This window comes from Burkholderia sp. IMCC1007, from assembly GCF_027257875.1.
GTDB lineage: Bacteria > Pseudomonadota > Gammaproteobacteria > Burkholderiales > Burkholderiaceae > Burkholderia.
The window spans coordinates 46,543-72,796 of sequence record NZ_JAPVQY010000026.1 but is presented as its reverse complement, the minus strand read 5'-3'; the positions used below and the strand labels follow the sequence as shown (position 1 = coordinate 72,796).

At 69.0% G+C, this 26,254-nt stretch carries 31 protein-coding genes, 1 other RNA gene and 1 riboswitch; of the genes, 16 read left to right on the top strand and 16 right to left on the bottom strand.

Annotated features, from left to right (window positions below; translation table 11 throughout):
* Positions 1-39: 39 nt before the first annotated feature.
* On the top strand, positions 40-426 hold the full coding sequence (panD, locus tag O1Q03_RS21930) for an aspartate 1-decarboxylase (protein WP_040141426.1): 387 nt from the start codon (positions 40-42) through the stop codon (positions 424-426).
* Positions 427-623: 197 nt separating this feature from the next.
* On the opposite strand, the gene O1Q03_RS21925 is transcribed toward panD, so the two are convergent.
* The 4 genes from O1Q03_RS21925 to O1Q03_RS21910 all read right to left on the bottom strand — a co-directional run bounded on the left by O1Q03_RS21925 (position 624) and on the right by O1Q03_RS21910 (position 3,718).
* Positions 624-1,283, bottom strand: coding sequence for a ParA family protein (locus tag O1Q03_RS21925; protein WP_269506094.1), 660 nt, complete (start codon positions 1,281-1,283; stop codon positions 624-626).
* A 125-nt stretch (positions 1,284-1,408) separates the two neighbouring features.
* A complete protein-coding gene (locus tag O1Q03_RS21920; protein ID WP_269506068.1) occupies positions 1,409-1,822 on the bottom strand; it encodes a DoxX family protein in 414 nt (137 codons plus the stop codon).
* Positions 1,823-1,985: 163 nt separating this feature from the next.
* The gene (locus O1Q03_RS21915; protein ID WP_269506067.1) at positions 1,986-2,126 is read right to left on the bottom strand and encodes a hypothetical protein; all 141 of its coding nucleotides are present in this window, start codon (positions 2,124-2,126) and stop codon (positions 1,986-1,988) included.
* Between the two features lie 83 nt (positions 2,127-2,209).
* Positions 2,210-3,718: a cobyric acid synthase gene (locus O1Q03_RS21910; RefSeq protein WP_269506066.1), complete on the bottom strand. Its 1,509-nt coding sequence runs from the start codon at positions 3,716-3,718 to the stop codon at positions 2,210-2,212.
* 75 nt (positions 3,719-3,793) lie between these two features.
* On the opposite strand from O1Q03_RS21910, the gene cobU reads away from it, so the two are divergent.
* From cobU to O1Q03_RS21890, 4 genes are read left to right on the top strand one after another with little or no spacing between them, the layout of a single operon-like run.
* Positions 3,794-4,354 carry a bifunctional adenosylcobinamide kinase/adenosylcobinamide-phosphate guanylyltransferase gene (cobU, locus tag O1Q03_RS21905; RefSeq protein WP_269506064.1) on the top strand — a complete coding sequence of 187 codons (561 nt, stop codon included), beginning with the start codon at positions 3,794-3,796 and terminating at the stop codon, positions 4,352-4,354.
* Positions 4,348-5,292, top strand: a complete 945-nt coding sequence (gene cbiB, locus O1Q03_RS21900) for an adenosylcobinamide-phosphate synthase CbiB (RefSeq protein WP_269506063.1) — start codon at positions 4,348-4,350, stop codon at positions 5,290-5,292. The genes cobU and cbiB overlap by 7 nt, the downstream gene beginning before the upstream one ends.
* On the top strand, positions 5,285-6,304 hold the full coding sequence (cobD, locus tag O1Q03_RS21895; protein ID WP_269506062.1) for a threonine-phosphate decarboxylase CobD: 1,020 nt from the start codon (positions 5,285-5,287) through the stop codon (positions 6,302-6,304). The genes cbiB and cobD overlap by 8 nt, the downstream gene beginning before the upstream one ends.
* Positions 6,301-7,218 (top strand): cobalamin-binding protein, encoded by a 918-nt coding sequence (locus O1Q03_RS21890; protein WP_269506061.1) that lies wholly within the window; start codon positions 6,301-6,303, stop codon positions 7,216-7,218. Before cobD ends, O1Q03_RS21890 begins: the two co-directional genes overlap by 4 nt.
* 78 nt (positions 7,219-7,296) lie before the next feature.
* Here O1Q03_RS21890 and cobC read toward each other — a convergent pair whose 3' ends face one another.
* From cobC to O1Q03_RS21860, 6 genes are read right to left on the bottom strand one after another with little or no spacing between them, the layout of a single operon-like run.
* Positions 7,297-7,881 (bottom strand): alpha-ribazole phosphatase, encoded by a 585-nt coding sequence (gene cobC / locus O1Q03_RS21885; RefSeq protein ID WP_269506060.1) that lies wholly within the window; start codon positions 7,879-7,881, stop codon positions 7,297-7,299.
* Complete coding sequence (locus O1Q03_RS21880; protein ID WP_269506059.1) at positions 7,866-8,642, bottom strand: adenosylcobinamide-GDP ribazoletransferase; 777 nt, start codon at positions 8,640-8,642, stop codon at positions 7,866-7,868. The genes cobC and O1Q03_RS21880 overlap by 16 nt, the downstream gene beginning before the upstream one ends.
* On the bottom strand, positions 8,632-9,687 hold the full coding sequence (gene cobT, locus O1Q03_RS21875; protein WP_269506058.1) for a nicotinate-nucleotide--dimethylbenzimidazole phosphoribosyltransferase: 1,056 nt from the start codon (positions 9,685-9,687) through the stop codon (positions 8,632-8,634). Before cobT ends, O1Q03_RS21880 begins: the two co-directional genes overlap by 11 nt.
* Before the next feature lie 52 nt (positions 9,688-9,739).
* Complete coding sequence (locus O1Q03_RS21870) at positions 9,740-10,552, bottom strand: ABC transporter ATP-binding protein (protein WP_269506056.1); 813 nt, start codon at positions 10,550-10,552, stop codon at positions 9,740-9,742.
* Positions 10,549-11,547 (bottom strand): FecCD family ABC transporter permease, encoded by a 999-nt coding sequence (locus O1Q03_RS21865; RefSeq protein ID WP_269506054.1) that lies wholly within the window; start codon positions 11,545-11,547, stop codon positions 10,549-10,551. The genes O1Q03_RS21870 and O1Q03_RS21865 overlap by 4 nt, the downstream gene beginning before the upstream one ends.
* On the bottom strand, positions 11,544-11,741 hold the full coding sequence (locus tag O1Q03_RS21860; RefSeq protein WP_269506053.1) for a hypothetical protein: 198 nt from the start codon (positions 11,739-11,741) through the stop codon (positions 11,544-11,546). Before O1Q03_RS21860 ends, O1Q03_RS21865 begins: the two co-directional genes overlap by 4 nt.
* A 220-nt stretch (positions 11,742-11,961) precedes the next feature.
* Here O1Q03_RS21860 and O1Q03_RS21855 point away from each other — a divergent pair, with 220 nt between their 5' ends.
* The 6 genes from O1Q03_RS21855 to O1Q03_RS21830 all read left to right on the top strand — a co-directional run bounded on the left by O1Q03_RS21855 (position 11,962) and on the right by O1Q03_RS21830 (position 15,308).
* The gene (locus tag O1Q03_RS21855; RefSeq protein WP_269506051.1) at positions 11,962-12,186 is read left to right on the top strand and encodes a hypothetical protein; all 225 of its coding nucleotides are present in this window, start codon (positions 11,962-11,964) and stop codon (positions 12,184-12,186) included.
* 47 nt (positions 12,187-12,233) lie between these two features.
* Positions 12,234-12,486: riboswitch (cobalamin riboswitch) on the bottom strand.
* A 165-nt stretch (positions 12,487-12,651) separates the two neighbouring features.
* Entirely contained in the window at positions 12,652-13,002 is a 351-nt protein-coding gene (locus O1Q03_RS21850) for an ATPase (RefSeq protein ID WP_269506050.1), read from the top strand.
* Positions 12,999-13,313, top strand: coding sequence for a cell division protein ZapA (locus O1Q03_RS21845; RefSeq protein ID WP_011885730.1), 315 nt, complete (start codon positions 12,999-13,001; stop codon positions 13,311-13,313). Before O1Q03_RS21850 ends, O1Q03_RS21845 begins: the two co-directional genes overlap by 4 nt.
* Positions 13,314-13,393: 80 nt before the next feature.
* Positions 13,394-13,575: non-coding RNA, 6S RNA (gene ssrS / locus O1Q03_RS21840), on the top strand.
* A 350-nt stretch (positions 13,576-13,925) separates the two neighbouring features.
* A complete protein-coding gene (locus tag O1Q03_RS21835) occupies positions 13,926-14,387 on the top strand; it encodes an EVE domain-containing protein (protein WP_269506049.1) in 462 nt (153 codons plus the stop codon).
* Between the two features lie 180 nt (positions 14,388-14,567).
* Entirely contained in the window at positions 14,568-15,308 is a 741-nt protein-coding gene (locus tag O1Q03_RS21830) for an SIMPL domain-containing protein (protein ID WP_269506048.1), read from the top strand.
* Positions 15,309-15,447: 139 nt separating this feature from the next.
* Here O1Q03_RS21830 and lgt read toward each other — a convergent pair whose 3' ends face one another.
* Together lgt and O1Q03_RS21820 are read right to left on the bottom strand one after the other, a co-directional pair.
* Positions 15,448-16,338 carry a prolipoprotein diacylglyceryl transferase gene (gene lgt / locus O1Q03_RS21825; protein ID WP_269506047.1) on the bottom strand — a complete coding sequence of 297 codons (891 nt, stop codon included), beginning with the start codon at positions 16,336-16,338 and terminating at the stop codon, positions 15,448-15,450.
* Positions 16,339-16,427: 89 nt separating this feature from the next.
* Positions 16,428-17,345 carry a LysR substrate-binding domain-containing protein gene (locus O1Q03_RS21820; protein WP_269506045.1) on the bottom strand — a complete coding sequence of 306 codons (918 nt, stop codon included), beginning with the start codon at positions 17,343-17,345 and terminating at the stop codon, positions 16,428-16,430.
* 135 nt (positions 17,346-17,480) lie between these two features.
* Between O1Q03_RS21820 and ilvD the strand changes: the two genes are divergently transcribed.
* Together ilvD and O1Q03_RS21810 are read left to right on the top strand one after the other, a co-directional pair.
* Entirely contained in the window at positions 17,481-19,154 is a 1,674-nt protein-coding gene (ilvD, locus tag O1Q03_RS21815; RefSeq protein ID WP_269506043.1) for a dihydroxy-acid dehydratase, read from the top strand.
* 125 nt (positions 19,155-19,279) lie between these two features.
* Positions 19,280-19,609, top strand: coding sequence for a c-type cytochrome (locus O1Q03_RS21810; protein ID WP_269506042.1), 330 nt, complete (start codon positions 19,280-19,282; stop codon positions 19,607-19,609).
* A gap of 123 nt (positions 19,610-19,732) precedes the next feature.
* Here the strand turns inward: O1Q03_RS21810 and O1Q03_RS21805 are convergent, their stop codons facing one another.
* The 3 genes from O1Q03_RS21805 to O1Q03_RS21795 are packed head-to-tail and all read right to left on the bottom strand — an operon-like array spanning position 19,733 to position 22,479.
* A complete protein-coding gene (locus O1Q03_RS21805; RefSeq protein ID WP_269506041.1) occupies positions 19,733-20,491 on the bottom strand; it encodes a DUF2486 family protein in 759 nt (252 codons plus the stop codon).
* Between the two features lie 25 nt (positions 20,492-20,516).
* Entirely contained in the window at positions 20,517-20,933 is a 417-nt protein-coding gene (locus O1Q03_RS21800) for a DNA polymerase III subunit chi (protein ID WP_269506040.1), read from the bottom strand.
* Positions 20,934-20,967: 34 nt separating this feature from the next.
* Positions 20,968-22,479 (bottom strand): leucyl aminopeptidase, encoded by a 1,512-nt coding sequence (locus O1Q03_RS21795; RefSeq protein WP_269506039.1) that lies wholly within the window; start codon positions 22,477-22,479, stop codon positions 20,968-20,970.
* A 122-nt stretch (positions 22,480-22,601) separates the two neighbouring features.
* On the opposite strand from O1Q03_RS21795, the gene lptF reads away from it, so the two are divergent.
* The 3 genes from lptF to O1Q03_RS21780 are packed head-to-tail and all read left to right on the top strand — an operon-like array spanning position 22,602 to position 25,254.
* Positions 22,602-23,693: an LPS export ABC transporter permease LptF gene (gene lptF, locus O1Q03_RS21790; protein ID WP_269506038.1), complete on the top strand. Its 1,092-nt coding sequence runs from the start codon at positions 22,602-22,604 to the stop codon at positions 23,691-23,693.
* A 3-nt stretch (positions 23,694-23,696) separates the two neighbouring features.
* Complete coding sequence (lptG, locus tag O1Q03_RS21785; protein WP_269506037.1) at positions 23,697-24,845, top strand: LPS export ABC transporter permease LptG; 1,149 nt, start codon at positions 23,697-23,699, stop codon at positions 24,843-24,845.
* Positions 24,846-24,870: 25 nt separating this feature from the next.
* Positions 24,871-25,254 (top strand): sirohydrochlorin chelatase, encoded by a 384-nt coding sequence (locus O1Q03_RS21780; RefSeq protein WP_269506036.1) that lies wholly within the window; start codon positions 24,871-24,873, stop codon positions 25,252-25,254.
* Between the two features lie 137 nt (positions 25,255-25,391).
* On the opposite strand, the gene cobA is transcribed toward O1Q03_RS21780, so the two are convergent.
* Positions 25,392-26,141 carry a uroporphyrinogen-III C-methyltransferase gene (cobA, locus tag O1Q03_RS21775; RefSeq protein WP_269506035.1) on the bottom strand — a complete coding sequence of 250 codons (750 nt, stop codon included), beginning with the start codon at positions 26,139-26,141 and terminating at the stop codon, positions 25,392-25,394.
* Positions 26,142-26,254: the final 113 nt, after the last annotated feature.

The window sequence follows — 26,254 nt, the reverse complement described above, 5'->3', positions numbered from 1 at the left end:
GCCGCCCGGCCGCGCCTCTCACGCATCACGGAGACACCCATGCAGCGCCACATGCTCAAATCGAAGATCCACCGCGCGGCCGTCACGCACTGCGAGCTGCATTACGAAGGCTCGTGCGCGATCGACGAAGACCTGCTCGAAGCGGCGGGCCTCATCGAAAACGAACGGATCGACATCTGGAACATCAACAACGGCGAGCGCTTCTCGACGTACGCGATCAAGGGCGAACGCGGCAGCGGGATGATCTCGCTGAACGGCTCGGCCGCGCGCCGCGCGCAACTCGGCGACCTCGTGATCATCGCGGCGTTCGCGATGGTCGACGAAGCCGAGCTGCAGGCCGGCTGGAAACCGAAGCTCGTGTTCATCGACGAAGGCAACAAGATCAAGGGCCACCGCGATCACGTGCCGACGCAGAGCTGGAGCTGACGCCCGCGGCCGCCGGCGGGTCATGACCCGCCGGAGTGCTGTCGCGATTGCTGTCGCGATGCCTCGCGCGCGTCGGTGGCCGACGCAGCGCAGCCGCTTACGTACGAAGGGCCTGGTCCGGCGCGATGCCGGACCAGGCCCTTTCCGTTGACGCGCTTCGCAGCGCGTTCGCCGTCCCGGCTCGGCCGTCGCGCGGATCAGGACGCCTTCGCGGCCTTCTCCGCCTTCGGCGCACGCCGCTCGGCCCACTCGACGATCGGCCGCCATTGTTCGAGATCCTTGTCGACGCGGCTCTTCGCGACGTCCCACAGCGTCAGGCCGTGCGCGGCGATCTGCACGTAGTTCTGCGTGTCGCGCACGTAGCCGAGCACCGGCAGGCCGAGCCCTTCGACGAACCGGTGCAGCTGGTCGGACGAACGCGTGCGCGCGTCGACGCGCATCCCGACGATCCCGACCTCGACGCTGCCCTTGCGCACGGCCTTCTCGCCGGCGAGGCGCTCCAGAAACTGCTGCGTCGCGAGGATATCGAACATCGATGGCTGCAGCGGCACGATCACCTTGTCCGCGAGCTGCAGCGCGACGTTGAGCCGGTTGCCGTGCAGGCCGGCCGGCGTGTCGATCACCGCATATTCGAGGCCGCGCGGCGGCTTCGACGGCGCATCCGGATCGAGCTCCCATGCCTCGATCGCCGGCAGCCCGGCCGGGCGCAAGTCGAGCCACGCATGCGCGGACTGCTGCCGGTCGAGATCGGCGAGCGCGACCCATGCGCCCTGCGCCGCGAAATAGCCGGCAAGATTGGTGGACAGCGTGCTCTTCCCCACGCCGCCCTTCGGATTCGCCACCACGATCACCGTCATGAATTCCCCCGAAAAAGCCGCGCGGCGCGTGCCGTGTGCCACGCGCCGCTCGAATGCGGATACAGGGAGCGATGATATCGGCAAACCGGGGGTCACCGGAACGGGTTGCGCCGATGTCGCCCCGTTTATGCGGCGCGCGTCGCGGCCCGCGGTGCGCCGAGCGCGAACGCGCCGCCGCCCAGCAGCGCCTGCACGGCCAGCGTGACCGCCCAGAACGCCGGGTATTCCCAGCCGCCGTTCGGCGACGCGAAGCTCCAGCCGTTCGGCAGGTGCGCGGACACCGCGCCGAGCATGAACGGCAGCAGCACGAGCGCCGCGCTGCGCACGCGGAAGCCCGCGAGCAGCGCGAGGCCGCCGGCCAGCTCGACGAAGGTCGTCACGTACGCGAGCCAGCCCGGCAGGCCGATCGACGCGAAGAACTGCGCGGTGCCGGGCAACGTGAAGACGAACACCTTCTGCGCGACGTGGGCGAGGTACAGCACGCCGAGGGCCACGCGCAGCAGCGTCGCGCCGAGATCGTTCAGGCGATTGGGGTTCATGGCGAATTCCTTCGTAAATGGATGAGAATGGATCGCACTGTATTCCAACCCATTCGGCCAATAAATGCGCCACTTGGCTTTAACTGATTCCTTACAGGAACGAATTGGGCAACAAAAAAGGGCATGACCGATCATGCCCCGCCAGCCAATCCCTGAAGCGACCTCAGCCGCCACTTTTGCCTTGCGTCGCGTCGCCCGAGCCGGCCGGGCCACCGCCCGGCCCGTAGCCGTCGCAAGCGTGCGCCATCGCCGACGCGCCCAGCAGCGCCGCGAGCAGCATGCTCCACCACCATCGAGCCTTCATCGTCACCCTCCTCCGGGCGGACCACCGCCCACCTGAGTTGTATGCGATCCGGCGGAAAAAGCCAGGCACGCTGCGTGCGCGCGTCAGCGGAATTCCGCGTACAGCGCGCGCAGGTCGAGATGCGCGGCGAACGCGTCGGCCAGACGCTCCAGCGACGCCTCCCGCAGCGCCGGGTAGTCGATCCGCTCCGCGCCGTCGAGCCCGGCCCACGCGAGCAGCGCCGAACACGCGTCGGGCGCGTCGAACAGGCCGTGCACGTAGGTCGCGAGAAGCTGCCCGTCGGCCGACACCGCGCCGTCCGTGCGCGCGCCGCCCGGTGCGTCGCCGTCGGCCAGCTCCAGCGCAGGGGCCGCCAGCGCGGGCCCGCGCGTGTCGCCCATGTGGATCTCGTAGCCGTGCACGGCGGCCGCGGCCGCGCCCGGCAGCGCGAGACGCCCTGTCACGTTCTTCAGCGTCTTGTCCGGCTGCAGCGTCGTGTCGAAGTCGAGCAACCCGAGCCCCGGCACGCTGCCGGGCGCGCCTTCGAGGCCGAGCGGATCGTCGAGCGTGCGGCCGAGCATCTGCATCCCGCCGCAGATGCCGATCACCTTGCCACCATAGCGCAGATGGCGGCGAATCAGCGCGTCCCAGCCCGCGTCGCGCAGCCACGCGAGATCGCGCTGCACGCTCTTCGAGCCGGGCAGGATCAGCAGGTCGGCATCCGGCACCGGCCCGCTCTTCCAGTACGTGAATTCGACCTGCGGATGCGCGCGCAGTGGATCGAAATCGGTGTGGTTACTGATGCGCGGCAGCGCAGGCACCACCACGCGCAGCACGCCGGCGTCGCCGCGCGCGGCGGCGCTGCGCGCCTGCGACGGCAGCATGTCCTCGGCATCGAGCAGCAGCCCGTGCAGGTACGGCAGCACGCCGAACACCGGCTTGCCCGTCTGCGCGCGCAGCCAGTCGAGGCCCGGTTCGAGCAGCTTGAAATCGCCGCGAAAGCGATTGATCACGAAGCCGCGCACACGCGCGCGCTCGCTGTCCGACAGGCACGCGAGCGTGCCGACCAGGTGCGCGAACACGCCGCCGCGATCGATGTCGGCCACCAGCACGACCGGGCAGTCCACGCGCTCGGCAAAGCCCATGTTCGCGATGTCGCCGTCGCGCAGGTTGATCTCGGCCGGGCTGCCCGCGCCTTCGACGAGCACCGTGTCGTAGCCGGCGCGCAGCCGTGCGTACGATTCCAGCACCGCGTCGAACGCGACCGGCTTGTAGTCGTGGTACGCGCGCGCATTGAGGTTCGCGCGCGCCTTGCCGTGAATGATCACCTGCGCGCCGCGGTCGCTCGTCGGCTTCAGCAGCACCGGGTTGAAATCGGTGTGCGGCGCGACACCCGCGGCGAGTGCCTGCAGCGCCTGCGCGCGGCCGATTTCGCCGCCGTCGGCCGTCACCGCGCTGTTGAGCGCCATGTTCTGCGGCTTGAACGGCGCGACACGCGCGCCCGCGCGGCGCGCGAGGCGGCACAGGCCGGCGACGAGCGTGCTCTTGCCCGCGTCGGACGTCGTGCCCTGGATCATCAACGTGCCGCGCGGCAGCGGTTCGGGTGCGTTCATCGTGTGCAAAGTCGTGGCGAAGCGAAGGCCGCATTATCGCCCGCGCCGGCACGCGCGCGCCGTTACAATCACGCGATGATTCCGCCCGACCTCACCTTCGTCCTCGGCGGCGCGCGCTCGGGCAAGAGCGCGCATGCCGAGCGGCTCGCCGCCGACAGCGGCCGCCCCGTCACCTATATCGCGACCGCGGCCGCGACGGCCGCCGATGCCGAATTCGAACAGCGCATCGCGCATCATCGCGCACGCCGGCCGGCCGACTGGGGCTTCGCCGACGCGCCCGTCGATCTCGCCGGCACGCTCGCACGGCTCGACGATCCGCGCGCGTGCCTGCTCGTCGACTGCCTGACGCTGTGGCTCACGAACCTGCTGTGCCCGCTCGACGGCGAACCGCTCGACGATGCGCAGTACGCGGCGCAGGTCGCGCAGCTCGAACGCGCGTTGCGCGGTGCCCGCGCGAAGGTGATCGTCGTCAGCAACGAAATCGGGCTCGGCGTCGTGCCGCTCGGCTCGGTCACGCGCCGCTACGTCGACGAACTCGGACGCCTGAACCAGCGCGTCGCCGCACTGGCGACGCGCGTGACGCTGCTGGTCGCCGGACTGCCGCTCGAGCTCAAGGCCGGAGCGCCGTCATGCTGATGCTGTCGCTGCCAATCGTCGCGATGCTGGCGGTCGCGGCCGCGATCGTCGATCGGATGTTCGGCGAACCGGCCGGCTGGCATCCGCTCGTCGCGTTCGGCCGGCTCGCGGCGCGCATCGAAGCCGCGATGAACACGGGCCGGCGCGGCCGCGTGGCCGGCGTCGCCGCATGGGGCGCGGCCGTGCTGCCGCCGGTGGCCGTCGCGGCGTGGCTCGCTGCCGTGCTGCCCTGGCCGCTCGCAGCGGCGCTGCACGTCGCACTGCTGTGGTTCGCGCTCGGCGCGAAGAGCCTCGCCGACCACGTCGCGCCGATCGCCGCCGCGCTGCTGCGGCACGACCTCGACGCCGCGCGCGCGCTGACCGCACGCATCGTATCGCGCGACACGAGCGAAGCCGACGAAGGCGCGCTGTCGCGCGCGGCCGTCGAATCGGCGCTCGAGAACGGCAACGATGCGATCTTCGGCGCGCTCTTCTGGTTCGTCGTCGCGGGCGGTCCCGGCGCGCTGCTGTTCCGGCTCGCGAACACGCTCGATGCGATGTGGGGCTATCGCACGCCGCGCTTCCTGACCTTCGGCTGGGCCGCCGCCCGCTTGGACGACGCACTGAACTGGATTCCCGCGCGTCTCACGGCCGCGAGCTATGCGCTGCTCGGCGACACCGCCGCCGCGTGGCGCTGCTGGCGCACGCAGGCGCGTCACTGGGACAGCCCGAACGCGGGCCCCGTGATGGCCGCGGGCGCCGGCAGCCTGAACGTGCAGCTCGGCGGCCCGGCCGTCTATCACGGCGAAATCGAGGACCGTCCCGCGCTCGGCACCGGCGCGCCCGCGACGGCCACGCACGTCGTCGCCGCGCTGTCGCTCGTCACGCGCACACTCGCGCTGTGGCTCGCGCTGCTCGTCGCGAGCGGCGCCCTCATCCTCGCTACCCATCATGTCTGACGCACGCATCCCGCACGGCGGCAACCTGCACGAAGCCGCACGCCGCCACGGCATCCCATACGACGCCTGGCTCGACCTGTCGACCGGCATCAATCCGCTCGGCTATCCGGTGCCGCCCGTGCCGGCCGACGCATGGCGGCGCTTGCCCGACGACGGCGACGCGCTCGCCGCCTGCGCGGCCCGCTACTACGGCGCGCCCGACGCCGCGCACGTGCTGCCGGTCGCCGGCAGCCAGGCCGCGATCCGCGCATTGCCCGCGCTGCTGCCGGCCGGCGACGCCGGTGTCGCGACGCTCGCGTATGGCGAATACGCGCCGGCATTCGCGCGTCACGGCCATCGCGTCGTGCCGCTCGACATCGGCGCGGACGTGCTGCCCGCGACGCTGCGTCACGTCATCATCGGGAATCCGAATAATCCGACGGCCGATGTCGTTCCGGCCGAACGCCTGCTTGGCTGGCACGCGCAGTTGTCGGCGCGCGGCGGCACGCTGATCGTCGACGAAGCGTTCGCGGATACCGGCGCCACGCCGTCGCTCGCGCAATACGCGGATCGCGCGGGCCTCGTCGTACTGCGCTCGGTCGGCAAGTTCTTCGGTCTCGCCGGCATCCGCGCGGGCTTCGTGCTCGGCTGCCCGCAGCATATCGCCGCGTTGCGCGACCTGCTCGGCGCATGGACCGTGAGCGGCCCCGCCCGTCATGCGGTCGTCGCCGCGTTCGGCGATTACGCGTGGCAGGCCGCCGCTCGCGAGCGGCTCGCCGCGCACGGCGAACGGCTCGCCGCGCTGTTGCGCGCGCACGGCTTCGCGGTGCGCGCGACACCGCTCTTCAGCTGGACCGACGACCCGCGCGCGACCGCTCTGCATGCGGCGCTCGCTGCGCACGGGATCTGGACGCGACACTTCCCGCAGCCGTCGAGCGTGCGCATCGGCCTGCCGGGCAGCGAAGCCGAATGGCAGCGCGTGATCGAGGCGCTCGCGCAGTGCGTGCCGACGTTGCAACAGCAATCGGCATGAACGCCCGCATGCTCCGCCGGCTGCCGCCGCTCGCGATGGTGGTCGCGCTCGCGCATGCGCCCCTCGCTCGCGCCGACGTCACGACGCGCGACGACGCCGGCAATACCGTCACGCTGCCGGCTCCCGCGCGGCGCGTGATCAGTCTCGCGCCGCACGCGACCGAGCTGGTCTACGCGGCCGGCGGCGGCGCGAAGCTCGTCGGCACCGTCACGTACAGCGACTATCCGCCCGCCGCGCAGGCCGTGCCGCGCGTCGGCGACAACAAGGCGCTCGACCTCGAGCGCATTGCCGCGCTGAAGCCGGACCTGATCGTCGTCTGGCGGCACGGCAACGCCGAACGCCAGATCGACGCGCTGCGTGCGCTGCACATTCCGCTGTTCTTCAGCGAGCCGAAGCATCTCGACGACGTGACGTCGTCGCTGCTGCGGCTCGGTACGCTGCTCGGCACGGAACCGGCGGCCGCTGCAACCGCCGCATCGTTCTCGCGCGACATCGCGGCGCTGCGCGCGCGTTACGCGACGCGTGCGCCCGTCACGATGTTCTTCCAGGTATGGGACCGGCCGCTGATGACGCTCAACGGCGATCATCTGATCAACGACGTGATCACGCTGTGCGGCGGCCGCAACGTGTTCGCCGCGCTGAAGCCGCTCGTGCCGACCGTCACCGACGAAGCCGTCCTCGCCGCCAATCCGGAGGCGATCGTGACGACGAGCCCCGGCGCGACACGCTCGGACGCACCGCTGCCGAGCCTCGCGCGCTGGCGCACATGGCCCGCGATGACGGCGGTGGCGCGCAGCAACCTGTTCGCGATCGACGGCGATCTGCTGACGCGACCGTCGCCGCGGATCGCTCAGGGCGCGGCTGCGTTGTGCGAGGATCTCGATACCGCGCGCGCACGGCGGCCGGCACACTGATTTCGGCATGCCATTGGGCTCATTGGGCGGCCGATGCATGCATGATCGCGAACCGGCGACACACCGGTGCGCGATCGCCTACTCATCCCAGTGCACGACTTCCCAAGTGCGCGCCGCATCGTCGCCACGCAGCCAGACGACACCGCCCGTCGGCACCGAGCGCGACAGCAGCGTATCGAGCGGCACGCGCAACACGTGCGACGCGAACGCGCGTATCACGCCTGCGTGCGTGAACACCCAGTGCGGTGCGTCGACCTGCGTGAGCGTGTCGGCCGCTCGCTCGATACGCGCGGCGAACCGCGCGACGCTCTCGCCGCCGTGCGCGCACGCGTGCATCAGGTCGGCCGCCCACGCATCGAGCGCCGCGCGGTCGATATCGTCCCAGCGCTGCATTTCCCACGCGCCGAAATCCATTTCCTGCCAGTCCGCATCGCGCCGCAGCGGCACGTCGAGCGCCTTCGCGAGCCGATTGGCGACCGATGCGCAGCGCGTCAGCGGGCTCGTCCAGACCTGTGCGGGCGACGGCGCGCCAAGCGCCAGCAGATGATCGCGCACGGCATGCGCGCCACGCTCGGCCGGTGCGGCGAGCGGCACGTCGCTGCATCCGTAACAGACACCGGGTTCGACGGCGACGGCCGGATGGCGAATCAGGACGACATCCATCCGAGCACCACCAGGTAGATTGCAAGCTCGCTCAGTTGCTGGGTGAAGCCGAGACAGTCGCCCGTATACCCGCCGATCCGCTTCACGAAATAGCGGGCCGCCCATGCGCGCACGAGCACGAGCGCGGCGAGCGCGGCGACGCCCGCGCGCCAGTCCGGCCAGAACAGCCACGGCAGCCCGAACACGGCCGCGACCCATGCCGCGCGCGCGCCCATGCGCTGCGCAACCGGCTTCGCCTTGCCCTCCGGACGAACGTAGTCGAGCGATATCAGCAGGCTGACGGCCGCCGCGCGGCTCGCCGCGTGCGCGGCGATCATCGTCCATGCGGCGCGCAGCGGCGGCATCGCTGCAAGCGCCTGCCACTTCAGCCCAAGCGCGATCACGAGCGCGACCGCGCCGAACGTGCCGATCCGCGAATCGTGCATGATCCGCAGCACGTCGTCGCGCGCGTAACCGCCGCCGAACGCATCGCAGCTGTCGGCGAGGCCGTCCTCGTGAAACGCGCCGGTCGCGAGCAGCGTCGCGGCCATCGACAGGCCAACTGCAATCGACGCCGGCAGCACGCGCAGCGCGGCGAGATAGACGAGCGCGCCCCACGCGCCGACGCACGCGCCGATCAGCGGGAAATAGCGCGCCGCCTGGTCGAGATCGCCCGCCTCGTAGCCGATCGCGCGCGGCACCGGCACGCGCGTGAAATAGCCGAGCGCGACGAAGAAGTAGCGCAGTTCGGCGCGTGCGCCGCGCGCGCGTTCAGGCGTCACGGTTGTCGACGCCGGCGGACTCGAAGCTCGCCATCTCGGCGAGGAAGGCGGCCGCCGCGCGCACGAGCGGCAGTGCGAGTGCCGCGCCCGTGCCTTCGCCGAGCCGCAGGTCGAGCGCGAGCAGCGGTTTCGCGCCGAAATGCTCGAGCATGCGCCGGTGCCCGGCCTCGTGCGATGCATGCGAGAACACGCAGTAGTCGCGCACGCCGGGCGCGATGCGTTCCGCGACGAGCAGCGCGGACGTCGCGATGAAGCCGTCGACTAGGATCGTCATCCGTTCGCTCGCGGCCGCGAGATACGCACCCGTCATCATCGCGATCTCGAAGCCGCCGAACGTCGCGAGCACGTCGATCGGCGCGATCGCATGCGAATGCCTGACGAGCGCGCGGCCGAGCACCGCGCGCTTGTGCGCGAGCCCCTGGTCGTCGAGCCCCGTGCCGCGGCCGACGCACGCGTCGATCGGCACGTCGAGCAGCCGGCTCATCATGCACGCGGCGGACGACGTGTTTGCGATCCCCATTTCGCCGAAGCCGATCACGTTCGTGCCGAGCGATGCATGCAGCCGCACGCGTGCGGCGCCGGCCGCGAGCGCGGTGTTCGCCTCGTCGCGCGTCATCGCGGGCTCGACCGCGAAGTTGCGCGTGCCGCGCGCGATCGGCAACGACACGAGCCGGTCGGATACCGGCAGCGGCGACGCAACGCCGGCATCGACGATCTCGAGTGCGCTCTGCGCGACGCCGGAGAACGCGTTGATCGCCGCGCCGCCCGCGAGGAAGTTCGCGACCATCTGCGCGGTGACCGATTGCGGATACGGGCTCACGCCTTCGGCCGCGATCCCGTGGTCGCCGGCGAACACGATCGTCACGGGACGCTGCACGTGCGGCCGCTCGGTGCGCTGAATGAGCCCGATCTGCAACGCAAGCGCCTCGAGCTGGCCGAGGCTGCCGGGCGGCTTGGTCTTGTGATCGATCACATGCTGCAGGCGCTTGCGCAGCGCGTCGTCGAGCGGTGCGATCGCGGGCGGGAAGTCGGTCGGGTTCGTCATCGGAAGGTTGCCTCGTTGGCGCGGCCGGTGCCGCGCATCGATAGAAGGAAGATCATCGCCGCTCGGGCCACGCGGGCAGCAGCGCGTCGCGGCCGTTCTCGCGGATCAGCACGAGCGGATAGCCGAAGGCCTCGCTCGCACGCGCCGGCGTCAGCACGTCGTGCACGGGGCCGGCCCATGCATGGCCACGACCGTCGAGCAACAGCGCGTGCGTCGCGAAACGCCGCGCGAGATTGAGGTCGTGGCACGAGAACAGCACCGTGCGCGGGCCCGCGTCGAGCCATGCGGCGAGCGCGCTCAGGCAATCGATCTGGTGATGCAGGTCCAGATGCGCGAGCGGCTCGTCGAGCAGCATCAGCGGCGCATCCTGGCACAGCGTCGCGGCCAGCGCGACGCGCTGACGCTCGCCGCCGGACAGCGACAGCACATCGCGCGATGCGAGCGCGGTCAGCCCGAACGTCGCGAGCGCATCGCGCGCGGCCGCGCGGTCGCCGTCACGCTCCCAACCCCAGCCGCCCAGATACGGAAAGCGGTTCAGCAGCACTGTATCGAATACCGTCGCGCTGAATGCGTCGTGCAGTTGCTGCGGCATCAACGCGCGCCGTTGCGCGAGCTGCTCCGGCGGCCATCCCGCAAGCGGCCGCCCGTCGATCTCGACGTGGCCGCCGGCCGGCGGCTGCAGCCCCGCGAGCGTCGCGAGCAGCGTCGTCTTGCCGGCGCCGTTCGGCCCGGCGACACACCAGATCTCGCCCGGCCGGAACGTCTGCGTGAAGCCGTCGAGCAGCGTACGGTCGCCGGCCTTCAGCGTCACGCCGGCCGCCGTGTACGTCATGTCACCCGCGCTGCGCGTTGCGGTCAGCGTCATCGCATCGGTCTCCTCAGCAACATCCACAGGAACACCGGCACGCCGATCAACGCGGTCATCACGCCGACCGGCAATTGCGCGGGCGCGATCGCGGTGCGCGCGAGCAGATCGGCCGCCATCACGCCGCCGCCGCCCGCCAGCATCGCCGCGGGCAGCAGCATGCGCTGGTCGTTGCCGAACGCGAGCCGCAGCGCATGCGGGACGACGAGACCGACGAAGCCGATCGTGCCGGCCGTCGTCACCGCCGCCGCGGCGGCCAGCGACGCGACGAGATAGATCCGCACCCGCAGCCGCGCGACCGGCACGCCGAGCGCGAGCGCGGTTGCATCGCCGCGCAGCAGCACGTTCAGTTGCGGCGCGGCCGGCAGCGCGATGCAGGCGGCCACGAGCAGCGCGCCCCATGCGAACCACGGCGCGCTTACGCCGTTCAGGTCGCCCGTCAGCCAGAACAGGATGCCGCGCAACCGGCCGTCGGGCGCGAGCGACAGCAGCAGCGTGACGAGCGCGCCCCATCCAGCCGCGATCACGACACCGGTGAGCAGCAGCCGCGGCGACGCATCGCGCGATTCGCCGCGCCACAGTTCGCGACGCGCGAGCCCGAGCACCAACGCGACCGACACGAGCGAGCCCGCGAACGCCGACGCATCGACGAGCCACCATGCGGCGCCCGCGATCATCGCGACGAGCGCGAAGCCCGCCGCGCCGCCCGACACGCCGAGCACGTACGGCTCCGCGAGCGGATTGCGCAGCAGCACCTGCAGCAGCGCACCGGCCAGCGCGAGCAGCGCGCCGCATGCGAAGCCGGCGAGTGCGCGCGGCAGCCGCAGCGTGCGCACGATGTCGGCGAACAGCGCATCGCCGCCGTGGGGAACGAGCGATGCGAGCGCTTGCCACGGCGACATCGGCACGCTGCCGATCGACAGCGACGCGACGAACAGCATGGCGACCACGGCCGCCAGTACGGCCCAGATCGTGGCGGCCCGGACGGCGCTCATGCGCTGCGCGGCATCGCGCACCACGCGCGACGCATCCGCTGACCGCCGGTGCCGGTCGAACGCGACACGGTCGCGGCGCTTCGGCGTGTTGTGGGAATACGCAAGCTCGTCATCCTCGTGGAACAGGGGTTGTTGAAGCGTTCACGGACGTATCGCGACGCGGCAATGTCGTCGTGCACCGCGACGTCGGCCATTTCGTGATCGCCGAGCCGCATCCCGCGACATCGCGACCCGCGGCCAGCCGCGCGTCGGCCGTGGCGCGTTGGTGCTGCGACGATCCGGCGAGGCGCGCCACCTTTCTGCGGCGTACGTTCTGCGCAATATAGTGGAAGCCGCCACATCGGGTCAGTGTCCGTGCGTGCGGCGCGGTCCGGCGTATCGAATCCGGTGCACTGCGCGTCGGCATTCGCGAGCGTGCGCGGCACGCGCGATACGATCGTCGCGGGCCACGCCACATTGGCGCTCGACGCGCTCGACGCGATCGACGCGGCACGCACGGTCGCCACGACGGCGCACGTCGCCGTGAATCGCGCCGGATCGCCGTGTGCGGTAGTCCGCCCGACGGCGGCGAGCGGCAATCCGCGTTGCGCGCCGAGCGTCGAGCGAACGATTGGGGTCAGCATCGAAGAAGTCCCGTGAAGCACTGCGCGCCCCGCTTCCCCGCAGGCCACGCGTCACGAAGCCCGTGCGGGCCCCTCGCCTCGGCCGGTATCCGGGCTGCAGCGTACCGGCTCGCCTTCCCGCGCGTGTCGCGCGCAGTGGCCCGTGCCCGCGTGCGAAACCTGCACGCAGACACGCCCGAGCCGGCCTGCGTCTTGCGACGCGGCCGCTTACCGTTGCGGGGGCAGCGCAGGTTGGCGAGGTCCTGGCGGAGTACGCGCCCTGCTTCCCGTTTAACCGCGCGACGCACGCGCGAGCACCGAGGCGGCGCCAGTTTAGGAGCGGGCCGCACGAGCGTCAAGAAAGCGGCAAGCGCGCGTTTCGGAGCACGCTCGGCACGCATATTCGAGGCAAGAAGCGGGGGTGTTACGACTGGAAACGTTACAGATGTCGGAATGTGCGTTATTCCGCGCTAAAATGCTGGGTCTTTAGAGGACGCAGCAGATGCTCAACGAACTCGAAACCTTATCTCAAAATATTGGCCGTCTGATTTCGCTGAACAAGCGCTATCACACGGAACGGCTCGCGCTCGAGGAGCAGGTCGCGCAATTGCGCACGGAAGCGGACACGGTCCGAGCGGAACTCGCGCAACTGCGCGAGGAACGCAATGCGCTCGCGGCCGAGCGCGACACCCTGTCGGCAAAGATCGACGACGCGCAGGTCAAACTGAACGCGATTCTCGAAAAGCTGCCGCGCTCGAAGAGCGCGGAGCAGGCCGACAATCAGCTCGATCTGCTGGACGCGCAGGCGCGTACGGATAGCGATGACGCGGCCAGCCACGGAGAACATGCATGAGCACCAAGCAGATCGAAGTCTCGATTCTCGGTCAGCCGTATCGGCTCGCCTGTTCGGCCGAAACCGAAGCGGCGCTGCTCGAGGCCGTCGCGCGCGTCGACGCCGAAATGTCGAAAATCCGCGCGAACAGTTCGGTGCGCGGCACCGATCGCATCGCCGTGATGGCCGCATTGTCGCTCGCATCCGAATTGCTGCGACTGCAAACCAGCGTGCGGCACGGTGAAGCATTTCCGGCGGAAGAAATCCGTCGTACAATGCACCAGATGAACGAACAGCTCGGCGCGGTGCTCGCACAGCACGAGACGCAGTAAGGTTTGATCGATGCGTCGATTCCCCTTGATCTCGGCGATCAACGGTGGTCAAATTGGCGCAACGAAACACAGTTCAGTCAGCTTCCCTGCCTGGTTCGCCAAGGTCATATATTCCTTGAACCAATGCCATGTGCACGGTTGCGGAAATTTGTAGCACGGGCGCGCGCGTCACTCTGTCTGATGTACCCGAAGTGCTGCTAACTGCGACCAATTCTGAACCCCAGGTTCAGGATGCCGGCCTAGCGGCCAAGGCGGGGGCCTATTCAACGGCATCGGGAACTCCCGATGCCGTTTCCTTTTTCAGGGTCTGTTTGCATGCGGAACGCGCGTGCGAATGCCCGACATCACTCGCACGGCAAGCAGTGACGCGTGCCGTTTGGCAAGTCAAACACGCGACGAACGACGCCGCCATGCCGGCGATGTCGCGCATTCCCACGACATGCTTTTTTTATCTCGAGTTGCCACGGGAACGACCGCTCGCCGCGTTGCACTCGCTGCGAATGCGCTAGTATTGGCAGCGCCGCGCGCCTGGCGAGCCGCCGCTCTCGTGGCAACGCATGCGCGTTCCGCATGCAAACAACCCTCGTGCCCTTTCTGCGTCGATTACGATCCATGCAATACTGGCTGATGAAGTCCGAACCGGACGAAGCAAGCATCGACGATCTCGCGAACGCACCGCAGCGTTCGTTGCCATGGACTGGCGTGCGCAACTATCAGGCGCGCAACTTCATGCGCGACACGATGAAGATCGGCGACGGTGTGCTGTTCTATCACTCGAGCTGCCCCGAGCCGGGCATCGCGGGGCTTGCCGAAGTGTCGTCCACGCCCTACCCTGATCCGACCCAGTTCGATCCGAAAAGTCCGTACTACGACCCGAAGTCGACGCAGGAAACGCCGCGCTGGCTGCTCGTCGACGTGCGCTTCGTGAAGAAGTCGCCGCTCGTGCCGCTCGCGGCGCTGCGCGAACACGAGGAGCTCGCCGACATGCGCGTGCTCGCGCGCGGCAACCGGTTGTCGATCACGCCCGTCACGCGTGCTGAATGGCGCTTCATCACCGAAAAGCTGATGAAGTAGGCGTGCGCGAAACGTCAAATCCGGTCAACCCGCGCCGCCGCCACGGAACTCGCTGCGCGTTCGCGCAGCCTAAGCAACCGCCGTCCGCCGATCTGGCCGACGGCGGTTTTTTCGTCGCGCGGTACGCGCGCGTCGCGCACGCGTGATCCGCGTGCGCGCCCTCGCACAAGGAGTCCAACAATGACCAAGAAATCCGCACTCGCGCTGTCGCTCGTGCTTGCCGCGGCCGTGCCCGTCGCGCTGACGCTTGCAGCGCCGGCCGCGCATGCACAAACCGCGAACCCGCACTTTCCCGAGCCGGCGGGCGTGCTGTCGCTGTCGTCGCAGGCCAGCGCCGACGTGCCGCAGGACATCATCCACATCACGCTGTTCTACGAGCAGCAGGCGAAGGATCCGGGCAGCCTGACGTCGGCGCTGAACCAGCGCGCCGACGCAGCGCTCGCGCAGGCGAAGGGCGTGTCGGGCGTCACCGCGCATACCGGCGCGTTCTCCGTGTATCCGAGCACCGATCGCGACGGGAAGATTTCCGCATGGCGCGGCCGCACCGAGGTCGTGCTCGAGTCGCGCGATTTCGCGGCGGCGTCCAAACTCGCGGGCCAGCTGTCGAACCAGATGCAGGTCGCGAACGTCGAGTTCTCGCTGTCGCCGGAAGCTCAGCGCGCAGCCGAGCAGAAGCTCACCACCGACGCGATCAAGTCGTTCCGCGCACGCGCGGACGAAGCCGCAAAGGCGTTCGGCTACAGCAGCTATTCGATCCGCGACGTGAACGTCGGCGGCAGCCGCAACGTTCAACCGTATCCGCGCATGATGGCGATGGCCGCGGCGCCGATGGACAGCGCGAAGATGAGCGCGCCGATCTCGGTCGAAGGCGGCAAGGCGACCGTCTCGGTGACGGTCAACGGATCCGTGCAGATGAAGTAACGCGCATCGCGCCGCTGCACGCAGATGCGAAAACGCCGGCCCTCGGGCCGGCGTTTCCATTGGTGACCGTGCGTTCGATGCGATGCGATGCCGATGGTACGTATCGGCATTGCACCGGCTGCATCACCGGTATCGACCGTTACGCAGCCGCATACTTCGCGTGACGGCGATACGCCCACACCATCAACGCGATGCCCGCGATGATCATCGGCAGCGACAGCCACTGCCCCATCGACAGGCCGAGTGCGAGCAGGCCGAGGAAATCGTCCGGTTCGCGCGCGAATTCGACGGTGAAGCGCGCGAGGCCGTAACCGATCAGGAACAGCGCGGACACGGCGCCCATCGGCCGCGGCTTGCGCGCGAAGAAGAACAGCACGAAGAACAGCGCAATGCCCTCGAGCGCGATTTCGTAGAGCTGCGAAGGATGACGCGGCAACATCTGGTACTGCATGAACACGTCGGCGAGATGCCACTGCTCGACGAGCGCCGGATGCTTCGGCAGCCATGCCGCGTCGTCGCGCATCGCACCGGGGAACATCATCGCCCACGGCGCGCTCGGATCGGTCACGCGGCCCCACAGCTCGCCGTTGATGAAGTTGCCGAGCCGCCCGGCCGCGAGCCCCGTCGGCACCATCGGCGCGACGAAATCCGTGACCTGCAGCCAATTGCGCTTGCGTTGCCACGCAAACAGCACCATCGCGAGCGTCACGCCGAGGAAGCCGCCGTGGAACGACATCCCGCCTTCCCACACCTTGAAGATGTCGAGCGGATGCGCGAAGTAGAAGTCGGCCTTGTAGAACAGCACGTAGCCGAGCCGGCCGCCCAGCACGGTGCCGAGCACGCCGTAGAACATCATGTCGTCGATGTCCTTCGCGGTCCAGCCCTGCGCCGCGACGTGCGGCAGCTTCAGGCGGATCCGGCCGACGACGATCGCCGCGATGAAGCCGACGAGATACATGAGACCGTACCAGCGCACGGCGAGCGGCCCGAGGTGAATCGCTACGGGGTCGAAATTCGGGTGAATGATCATGGGTTAGCGATGAAGTTTTCGAATGCGGTACGGCACTCGCACAGGTGCCGCACCGCGCATTGGACGGCGCCGGCGCGCCATCGTTCGCATCAGGTGGCAAGACCGTGCGCGCGCACGACGTCGATGAAGCCGGCGAGCACCGGGCTCACGTCGCCCGTGCGCCACACGAGGCCCGTCTCGACGACGGGTGCGTCGCCGGCAAGCGGCCGGTAGACCACGCCGGTACGCCGCAGGTTACGCAACGACTGCGGCACCAGTGCGACGCCCATGCCGGCCGATACCAGGCTGACGATCGTCTGCATCTGGATCGCCTCCTGGCCGATGCGCGGGGTTTCCCCCGCCGCGCCGTAGCAGCCCGTAATGATGTCATAAAAGCCGGGCGCCAAACGACGCGGGAAGATCACCAGCGGCAGCGCGGCCACCTCGGCCAGACGCACTGGCTCGTCCTCGCCGGCATCCGGCGCGGCGGTCGCCGGCATCGCGACCACCAGCGGCTCGCGCACGACCGGCAGATACGACAGCCCGGCCGCGTGACGCGGCGGCACCGGCGGAATCACGAGCCCGGCATCGATGCGCCCCGCGACGAGTTCGTCGATCTGCACGTCGCTCGTCGCTTCCGCGAGTTGCAGCCGCACCTGCGGATAGCGCGCGCCGAACGCGCGCAGCAGCGCCGGCAGCAGCCCGTAATCGGCGGTCGACACGAACGCGAGCGACAGCGAACCGGCCTCGCCGCGCGCAAGGCGCTGCGCGAGCGGCGGCAGCGCATCGGCCGACGCGAGCAGCCGGCGCACGTCGGGCAGCAGCGCGGCGCCGACCGCGGTCAGCGCAACCGAGCGCTTGGTGCGCACGAACAGCGCGACGCCGAGCGCGTCCTCGAGCGCGCGGATCGCCTGCGACAGCGGCGGCTGCGTCATCGACAGCCGCTCGGCCGCGCGGCCGAAATGGCGCTCGTCGGCAACGGTCACGAAATAGCGCCACTGGCGCAGGTCGGGCGTCGGATCGGCCATGCTTCACTCATTCACAAAATGACTTAATAGGCCACAAATAATATATTGGACATCCCAAACCAGACACTCCATTCTTGTTTCATCCGAACCGGCACGCCGTTCGCGGGCGTCGCCACAACAACGATGGAGCCCCCCATGTCGTACAACCGCCGCTCAAAGCACATCACGCAAGGCGTGGCCCGTTCGCCGAATCGCTCGATGTATTACGCGCTCGGCTACCAGAAGGACGATTTCGACAAGCCGATGATCGGCATCGCGAACGGTCACTCGACGATCACGCCGTGCAATTCGGGCCTGCAGCGCCTGTCGGACGCGGCTGTCGCGGCGGTGAAGGCGGCCGACGCGAACCCGCAGATCTTCGGCACGCCGACGATCTCCGACGGCATGTCGATGGGCACGGAGGGGATGAAGTACTCGCTCGTGTCGCGCGAAGTGATCGCCGACTGCATCGAAACCTGCGTGCAGGGCCAGTGGATGGACGGCGTGGTGGTGGTCGGCGGCTGCGACAAGAACATGCCGGGCGGCATGATCGCGCTGGCGCGCCTGAACGTGCCGGGCATCTACGTGTACGGCGGCACGATCCGCCCCGGCCACTGGAAGGGCAAGGATCTGACGATCGTGTCGTCGTTCGAGGCGGTCGGCGAATTCACCGCGGGCCGGATGTCGCAGGAGGATTTCGAAGGGGTCGAGAAGAACGCGTGTCCGACGTCGGGCTCGTGCGGCGGCATGTACACCGCAAACACGATGAGTTCGTCGTTCGAGGCGCTCGGCATGTCGCTGCTGTACTCGTCGACGATGGCCAACCCCGACCAGGAGAAGGTCGACTCGGCCGCCGAATCGGCGCGCGTGCTGGTCGAGGCCGTGAAGCGCGACCTGAAGCCGCGCGACATCATCACGCGCGAATCGATCGAGAACGCGGTGTCGCTGATCATGGCGACCGGCGGCTCGACCAACGCGGTGCTCCACTATCTGGCGATCGCGCACGCGGCCGAGATCGACTGGACGATCGACGACTTCGAGCGCATCCGCAAACGCGTGCCGGTGATCTGCGACCTGAAGCCGTCGGGCCAGTACGTCGCGACCGACCTGCACAAGGCGGGCGGCATCCCGCAGGTGCTGCGGCTCCTGCTCGATGCGGGGCTGCTGCACGGCGACTGCATCACGATCACCGGCCGCACGATCGCCGAGGAACTGAAGGACGTGCCGCGCGTGCCGCGCGCGGACCAGCACGTGATCTTCCCGCTCGAGCGCGCGCTGTACAAGGAAGGCCATCTCGCGATCCTGAAGGGCAATCTCGCGGAAGACGGCGCGGTCGCGAAGATCACCGGCCTGAAGAACCCGGTGATCACCGGCCCGGCACGCGTGTTCGACGACGAGCAAAGCGCGATGGATGCGATCCTCGCCGACCGGATCCGCGCGGGCGACGTGCTCGTGCTGCGCTATCTCGGCCCGCAAGGCGGCCCCGGCATGCCGGAAATGCTCGCGCCGACGTCGGCGATCATCGGCAAGGGGCTTGGCGAGTCGGTCGGCTTCATCACGGACGGCCGCTTTTCCGGCGGCACCTGGGGCATGGTGGTCGGCCACGTCGCGCCCGAGGCGTTCGTCGGCGGCACGATCGCGCTCGTGCAGGAAGGCGACTCGATCACGATCGATGCGCACCGGCTGGCGCTGCAACTCAACGTGGACGACGCGGAACTCGCGCGCCGGCGCGCCGCATGGACGCAGCCGGCGCCGCGCTACACGCGCGGCGTGCTCGCCAAGTACGCGGCCCTCGCCCGCCCGGCGAACCAGGGGGCCGTCACCGGCTGATGCGCGTCAAGCGTGATGCGACCCTATGCAGGCGGCCGCCGCGGCAACGCGCAAAACGCGCGTTCCCTTTGCTCTTATAATGCACGCGGACCGTGAAGCCGGCCGTCCCGCCGGCGGAGAACTGCATGAAACAGACGATATTGCGCGCGCTGCTCGTGATGCTGCTGACCGGCAGCGCCGCAGCCGCGCGCGCCGACCCCGGCGCCGACGGGCTCACGCTCGCGCAGCGCAAGAACTGCCTGGCCTGCCACGCGGTCGGCAAGCCGTTGATGGGTCCGTCGTTCCGCGACATCGCCGGCCGGTACGCCGCACACGCGGACGCCGCCAATTACCTCGCGCAGTCGATCGTGAACGGCAGTGTGGGCGTGTGGGGCAACGTGCCGATGCCCGCCAATACGCAGCTGACGAGCGCCGAAGCGCACGCGCTCGCGCAGTGGGCGCTATCGCTGCACTGAAGCTGTCCTGAAACCGTCCTGAAGCCGCACTGAAGCGAATGACCCGGCGCGCGCACGCGCCGGCAGGTTCGTCGGTGGCAACCGGAACCGCCCCGCCGCTCCCGCACCGCAGCGAACGCGCGATCAGTCCGAACGACCGGCCCGGCGCCGGGCGATCTCGTCATCGACCGCGTCGCGAACCCAATCCATCACTTCCGTTTCGAGCGCCAGCGCCACTTCGCGCGTGATCTGGCCGACCAGCCACGCCGAATGGTCGTGCAGCGCGTCGCGGCAACGCGCCTCGATCACCTCGCGCCCTTCCCCGGTCAGATAATTCGTCAGACGGTTGCGCAGACGCTCGGCGATGTGCTGCGCGTCCTCCGGCGTCAGCGCGCCGGCCGCATTCGCATCCGGCTGCGGCGCGCGGGCGAGGTGCTCGGAAACTGGCGCGTCGGCGGCCGGTGCAAGCGCCTCCGGCAGCGCTGCTTCGTCGGTGTGCCCGGCCGGCTCGCGCGGCACGGCAGCGAGATCGCTTGGGTGCGAATCGTCTGGGGCGAGCGCTTGACGAAGCGGCGCCTGCATTGCCGCGGACTCGTCGGCGACGACGCGCTCCGCGGCGCGGGTTTCGGCCGGCGCATCGCTGTCGCCCGGCAGTTCGACGGCCGGTACGTACGGCGTCGGCACCGGCTCGACCACCACCGATCCGGGGTCGGTTTGCGCGTGCTGCGGCGCGCCGGGCGCTTCGGCGGCACGGGCCGGCGCAACCACGTCGGTCAGCACCGGAATCGCGGCATCGTCGCGCGGCGACGGTGCATCGGCCGCGGACGAAGGCGCCGGCACCGGCTTGCCCGGCACCAGCACGTCGGTCAGCGTCGGGATCGAGGATGAGTCGGCTTGTGTCACGGGAACGCTCCGTCGACGGGTTTGGCTAGCTGCCCTGCTTGTAATTATTCAGCGCGTAGCCGCGATCGCGGTAGAAGCGATAGCGGTCGCGGCCCGCGGCGAGTTCGTCCGGCGCGTTGCCGACCACTTCGAGCAGGCGCTCGAAGCGGGCGAACTGCGCGGGCACGACGGCACCGAGGTTCAGCAGCACGTGATGATGCGGCACCTGGTCGAGGTCGGCAGCCAGCACGATCGGCGTGCTGGCCGCGTGCGCGCTATCGACGCCGCAATGCGGGATGAAATCGAGCGGCGAGAAGGTCCAGAGCTGCTCGTCGAGCGCACGCAGGCGCGCGGGCTCGGCGAGCACGACGACCGGCTGCCCGGCCTGATAGGCCTTGCGCAGCAGCCGGCACGCGTACGCGAGCGAATCGCCGACGTTCGAATGGAAATCGATTCGCGTCATTGCCCGCTCGCCTGCATCGTCGTGTGCACCGCCATTACTGGCCGGCGCGGTCGATCAGGAACTGCGCGAGCAGCGGTACCGGACGACCGGTCGCGCCCTTCGCCGCGCCGCCCTTCCATGCAGTGCCCGCGATGTCGAGGTGCGCCCACGGATAGCTGTCGGTGAAGCGCGACAGGAAGCACGCGGCCGTCACGGCACCGGCCGGACGTCCGCCGATGTTCGCGATGTCCGCGAAATTCGACTTCAGCTGATCCTGGTACTCGTCGTCGAGCGGCATGCGCCACGCCGGGTCGTTCGCCTCGCGCGACGCGTCGAGCAGTTCGCCCGCGAGCGCGTCGTCCTTCGAGAACAGGCCGCTGTTGTGGCCGCCGAGCGCGATCACGCAAGCGCCCGTCAGCGTCGCCACGTCGATCACCGCGGCCGGCTTGAAGCGCTCCGCGTAGGTCAGCGCGTCGCACAGGATCAGGCGGCCTTCGGCGTCGGTGTTCAGCACTTCGATCGTCAGCCCCTTCATGCTGGTGACGATGTCGCCCGGCTTCGTCGCATTGCCGCCCGGCATGTTCTCGCAGGTCGGCACGATCGCGACGACGTTGATCTTCAGGCCCATCTCGGCGACCGCACGCATCGTGCCGAGCACGGAGCCCGCGCCGCACATGTCGTACTTCATCTCGTCCATGCCTTCGCCCGGCTTCAGCGAGATGCCGCCGGTGTCGAACGTGATGCCCTTGCCGACCAGCACGACCGGCGCGGCCTTCGCGGCGGCGCCCTGGTAATGCAGCACGATGAACTGCGGCGGTTCGACCGAGGCGCGCGCGACCGACAGGAACGAGCCCATCTTCAGCGCCTGGATCTGCTTCAGGCCGAGCACTTCGGCCTTCAGGCCCCAATCCTTCGCGATCTTCTTCGCGGTGTTGCCGAGGTAGGTCGGCGTGCACACGTTGCCCGGCAGGTTGCCCAGATCGCGGGTCAGGTCCATCCCGTTCGCGAGCGCGACGGCCTGCTTGATCGCCAGCTTCGCGGCCTTCTCGTCGGCCGGATCGACGCTGAACACGACACGCTTGAGCGTGTGCGATGCCGGTTCCGGCTTGCTCTTCATCTGCGTGAAGCGGTACGTCTCGTTGCGCAGCGCGAGAATCGCCGCGCGCACGCCCCAGTCCGAGCCGCGCTCGTCGACCGGCAGTTGCGCGAGCGAGAACGTGACCTGCACGACCTTCGTCGCGAGCAGCGCGCGCCATGCGGCCGTCACTGCGTCGTTGTAGGCTTTCTGATTGAAAGCATCCTGCTTGCCGAGGCCGACGAGCAGCACGCGCGATGCGCCGATGCCGGATACTTCGTGCAGGAACAGCGTCCGGCCGCGCTTGCCGTCCATGTCGCCGGCCTTCACCACGCGCGAAATCAGTCCCTTGGTGGCCGTGTCGATGTCGAGCGCCGCGCCCGAAAGCGTCTGTGCCTCGAAGATGCCGAGCACGATGCAGTCGGACTTCCCGGTCAGGAACCCCTTGGCCTCGCCTTTGCTCCAATCACAGCCTTTTATGCTAAAGTCCATCGCGCTTGTCCTCGGATAAAATCTGGGCTAAGGATGAAAGCCGCAATTATCCGCTATTTTTCCCGTGGCGGCGCGAGCGCTCCACCACGCGTGCGCAGCCTCCCGCCCTCTTCTCATCAAGAATGATCTTCGAACGCTCCCTCCAGCGCGAGCTTGCGTATACGGCTGGCGCCGTGTTCATGGTGCTGCTCACGATCATGCTCACGACGATGATGATCCGCATCGTCGGCTACGCCGCGTCCGGCGAAATCGATCCGCGCGACGTGCTCGTGCTGATCGGCCTGACCGTGATCGGCTATCTCGCCGTGATGCTCGTCGTCACGCTGTTCGTGTCGATCCTGTTCGTGCTGACCCGGTGGTACCGGGACTCCGAAATGGTGGTCTGGCTCGCGTCCGGCGTGAGCCTCACGCGCCTCATCAAGCCGATCGGCGTGTTCGCGACGCCGATCATCGTGCTGATCGCGTTCTTCGCGTTCGTCGGCTGGCCGTGGTCGAACCAGCAGAGCAAGATGATCAAGGCGCGCTTCCAGCAGCGCGACGAAATCTCGCTGCTCGCGCCGGGCCAGTTCCGCGAATCGGCGACGAACCATCGCGTGTTCTTCATCGAGAAGATGTCGCCGGACCAGAGCAAGGTGCAGAACGTGTTCGTCACGTCGACGGAGAACGGCAAGGTCAACGTCGTCGTGTCGCACACGGGCCATACGGAAACGAAGGACGGCGATCGCTTCGTCGTGCTGGAAGACGGCCGCCGCTACGACGGCACGCCCGGCCAGCCGAACTTCAAGATCATGGAGTTCGAGCGCTACGGCGTGAAGATCACGAGCACGCCGGTCAGCAACGTGCCGACCACCAACAGCACGCCGACGCTGGACCTGCTGCGCAACCCGACGCGCGACAACCTCGCGGAATTCGCGTGGCGCGCGGGGCTGCCGCTGATCGCGATCAACCTGCTGGTGCTCGGCATCCCGCTGTCGTACCAGAACCCGCGCCGCAGCCGCACGATCAACCTCGTGATGGCCGTGCTGATCTACCTCACGTACTCGAACCTGCTGAACGTCGTCCAGTCGCAGATCGAACAGGGCAAGATGTCGTTCGGCGTCGGCCTCGTCGGGCTGCATGCGATCGTCGCGGTGATCGTCGCGTTCATCTTCTGGTTGCGCGTGCGCAATCGTCCGCTGTTTACACGCGCGCTGTTCGGCCGCTCGGGAGCATGATCGATGCGGCTCTATGAAAAATACTTCGCGCGGCAGATCTACGTCACGTTCGTCTTCATCCTGTTCGCGTTCTCGGGTCTGTTCTTCTTCTTCGACCTGATCAGCGAGCTGAACTCGGTCGGGCACGGCAACTACAAGTTCGGCTACGCGGTGCTGCGCGTCGCGCTGCAGACGCCGTCGCGCTTCTACGAGATCATCCCGGTCGCCGCGCTGATCAGCGCGATCTACGTGTTCGCGCAGATGGCCGCGAACTCCGAATTCACGATCTTCCGCGTGTCGGGCCTCGCGACCAACCAGGCGCTGCGCTCGCTGCTGAAGATCGGCGTGCCGCTCGTGATCGTCACCTACCTGATCGGCGAATTCGTCGGCCCGTACGCCGACCAGCTGTCCGAACGCGTGCGGCTGCAGGCGCTCGGCGCGTCGGTGTCGTCGAACTTCCAGTCGGGCGTGTGGGTGAAGGACACGCTCGCAGCGCGCGAGAACGGCGAGCAGGTCACGCGCTTCGTGAACGTCGGCAGCCTGTCGCCGGACTCGACGATCAGCAACGTGCGCATCTACGAGTTCGACTCGAAATTCCAGTTGCAGAACGTGCGGATCGCGCAGACGGGCCGCTACGAGCCGCCCGGCCACTGGCTGCTCAAGGGCGTCACGGAAACGGTCCTGACGCCGATCAAGCCGATCAGCGGCCAGCCGGCCGACGCGCTGAACCCCGTGTACCGGTCGCAGCAGGTCACGCTGCCCGAATACCGGCTGCGCTCGGACCTGACGCCGCAGATCCTGTCGGTGCTGCTCGTGTCGCCGGAACGCATGTCGATCATCAACCTGTTCCGCTACATCCAGCATTTGCGCGAGAACCAGCAGGACACGCAGCGCTACGACATCGCGCTGTGGCGCAAGCTGCTGTATCCGTTCGCGGTGTTCGTGATGCTCGTGCTGTCGCTGCCGTTCGCGTACCTGCATACGCGCGCGGGCGTGGTCGGCGTGAAGGTGTTCGGCGGCATCATGCTCGGCATGAGCTTCCAGCTGCTCAACACGCTGTTCTCGCACATCGGCACGTTGAATACGTGGCCCGCGCCGCTCACTGCCGCGACGCCCGGCCTCATCTATCTCGCGCTCGGCCTGTTCGCGCTGAAGTGGGTCGACCGGCACTGAGCGCCGTCACGACGGAGGCTTCGACATGAGTTCGCAAGGTATCGTCCTGTTCGGCCACGGCGCCCGCGATCCGCGCTGGGCCGAGCCGTTCGAGCGGCTCGCCGCGCGGCTGCGCGGCGCCGGCTCCCCTGCCGCGCAGGTGTCGCTCGCGTTCCTCGAACTGATGACGCCGTCGCTCGATGCGGCCGTCGCCGCGCAGGTCGCGGCCGGCTGCACGCGCATCACCGTGGTGCCGGTGTTCTTTGGCCAGGGCGGCCATGTGCGCCGCGACCTGCCGCAGCTCGTCGATGCCTGCCGCGCCGCGCATCCGGGTGTCGAGATCCGCTGCGCGACGGCGGTCGGAGAAGACGACGGCGTGCTCGATGCGATCGCGCGCTACTGCGTCGACCAGGTCGGTCGCGACGCGTAAGCGAATCCGCGGCCCGCGGGCGGCAAGCGGCGAGCCCAAACAAAAAAGCGCCGGCCTCGGAAGCCAGCGCTTTTTTTTCGCCCACGAACGGGCGGCAGTCTTGCGGCAATCGCTACGTCGCCTGCCGCATGCAACACTCAAGCGGCATTGCGCAACGCATCGCCCGCTTTCGCGAGCCGCGCACGTTCGGCGAACGCATCGCCGATCATCAGCAGGCTCGGTTCCGCCGGATCGAGCCACGCCTGCGCATCTCCCGCCGCCATCTGCGCGAGCGTCAGCGTCAGCGTGCGTTCGCGCGCGGTGCTGCAGGCCTCGACGATCGCCACCGGCGTCGCCGGCGCACGGCCGGCGTCGATCAGTTCCTGCGCAATGCCGGGCGCGCTGTCGCGGCCCATGTAGTAGACGATCGAATCGGCACGCGCGGCTTCGCGAATCTCGTCGCTGCCCGGCGCGCGACTGTGCGTCGCGAACGCGACGCTGCGCGACACGCCGCGCAACGTCAGCGAGCGCTTCAGCGTCGCGGCGCCCGCGAGCGCCGCGGTGATGCCCGGCACCACCTCGTAGTCGATGCCGGCCGCCTCGAGCGCGCGCATTTCCTCTTCCGCACGGCCGAACAGCATCGGATCGCCGCCCTTCAGCCGCACGACGCACGCATGCTCGCGCGCGGCATCGACGATCTGCTTGTTGATGAAGTGCTGCGCGGTCGAGCGCTGCCCGCAGCGCTTGCCGACCGCGATCTTGCGCGCGTTCGGCGCGTAGTCCAGCATCGCCGGCTCGACCAGCGCGTCGTGCAGCACGACGTCGGCCTGCGCGAGCAACCGCGCGCCACGCACCGTGATGAGATCCGCTGCGCCCGGCCCTGCTCCGATCAGATATACCTTGCCCATGTTTGTCGCTTCGCTTGTGTCGCCCGTGCGGACGGCGACCGGCGCGGGGCGCCCCGCGGGGGGCGCGCCCCCCCCGGGATGTCCCGCAACCCCCCCCCAAGACCCCCCCGCCC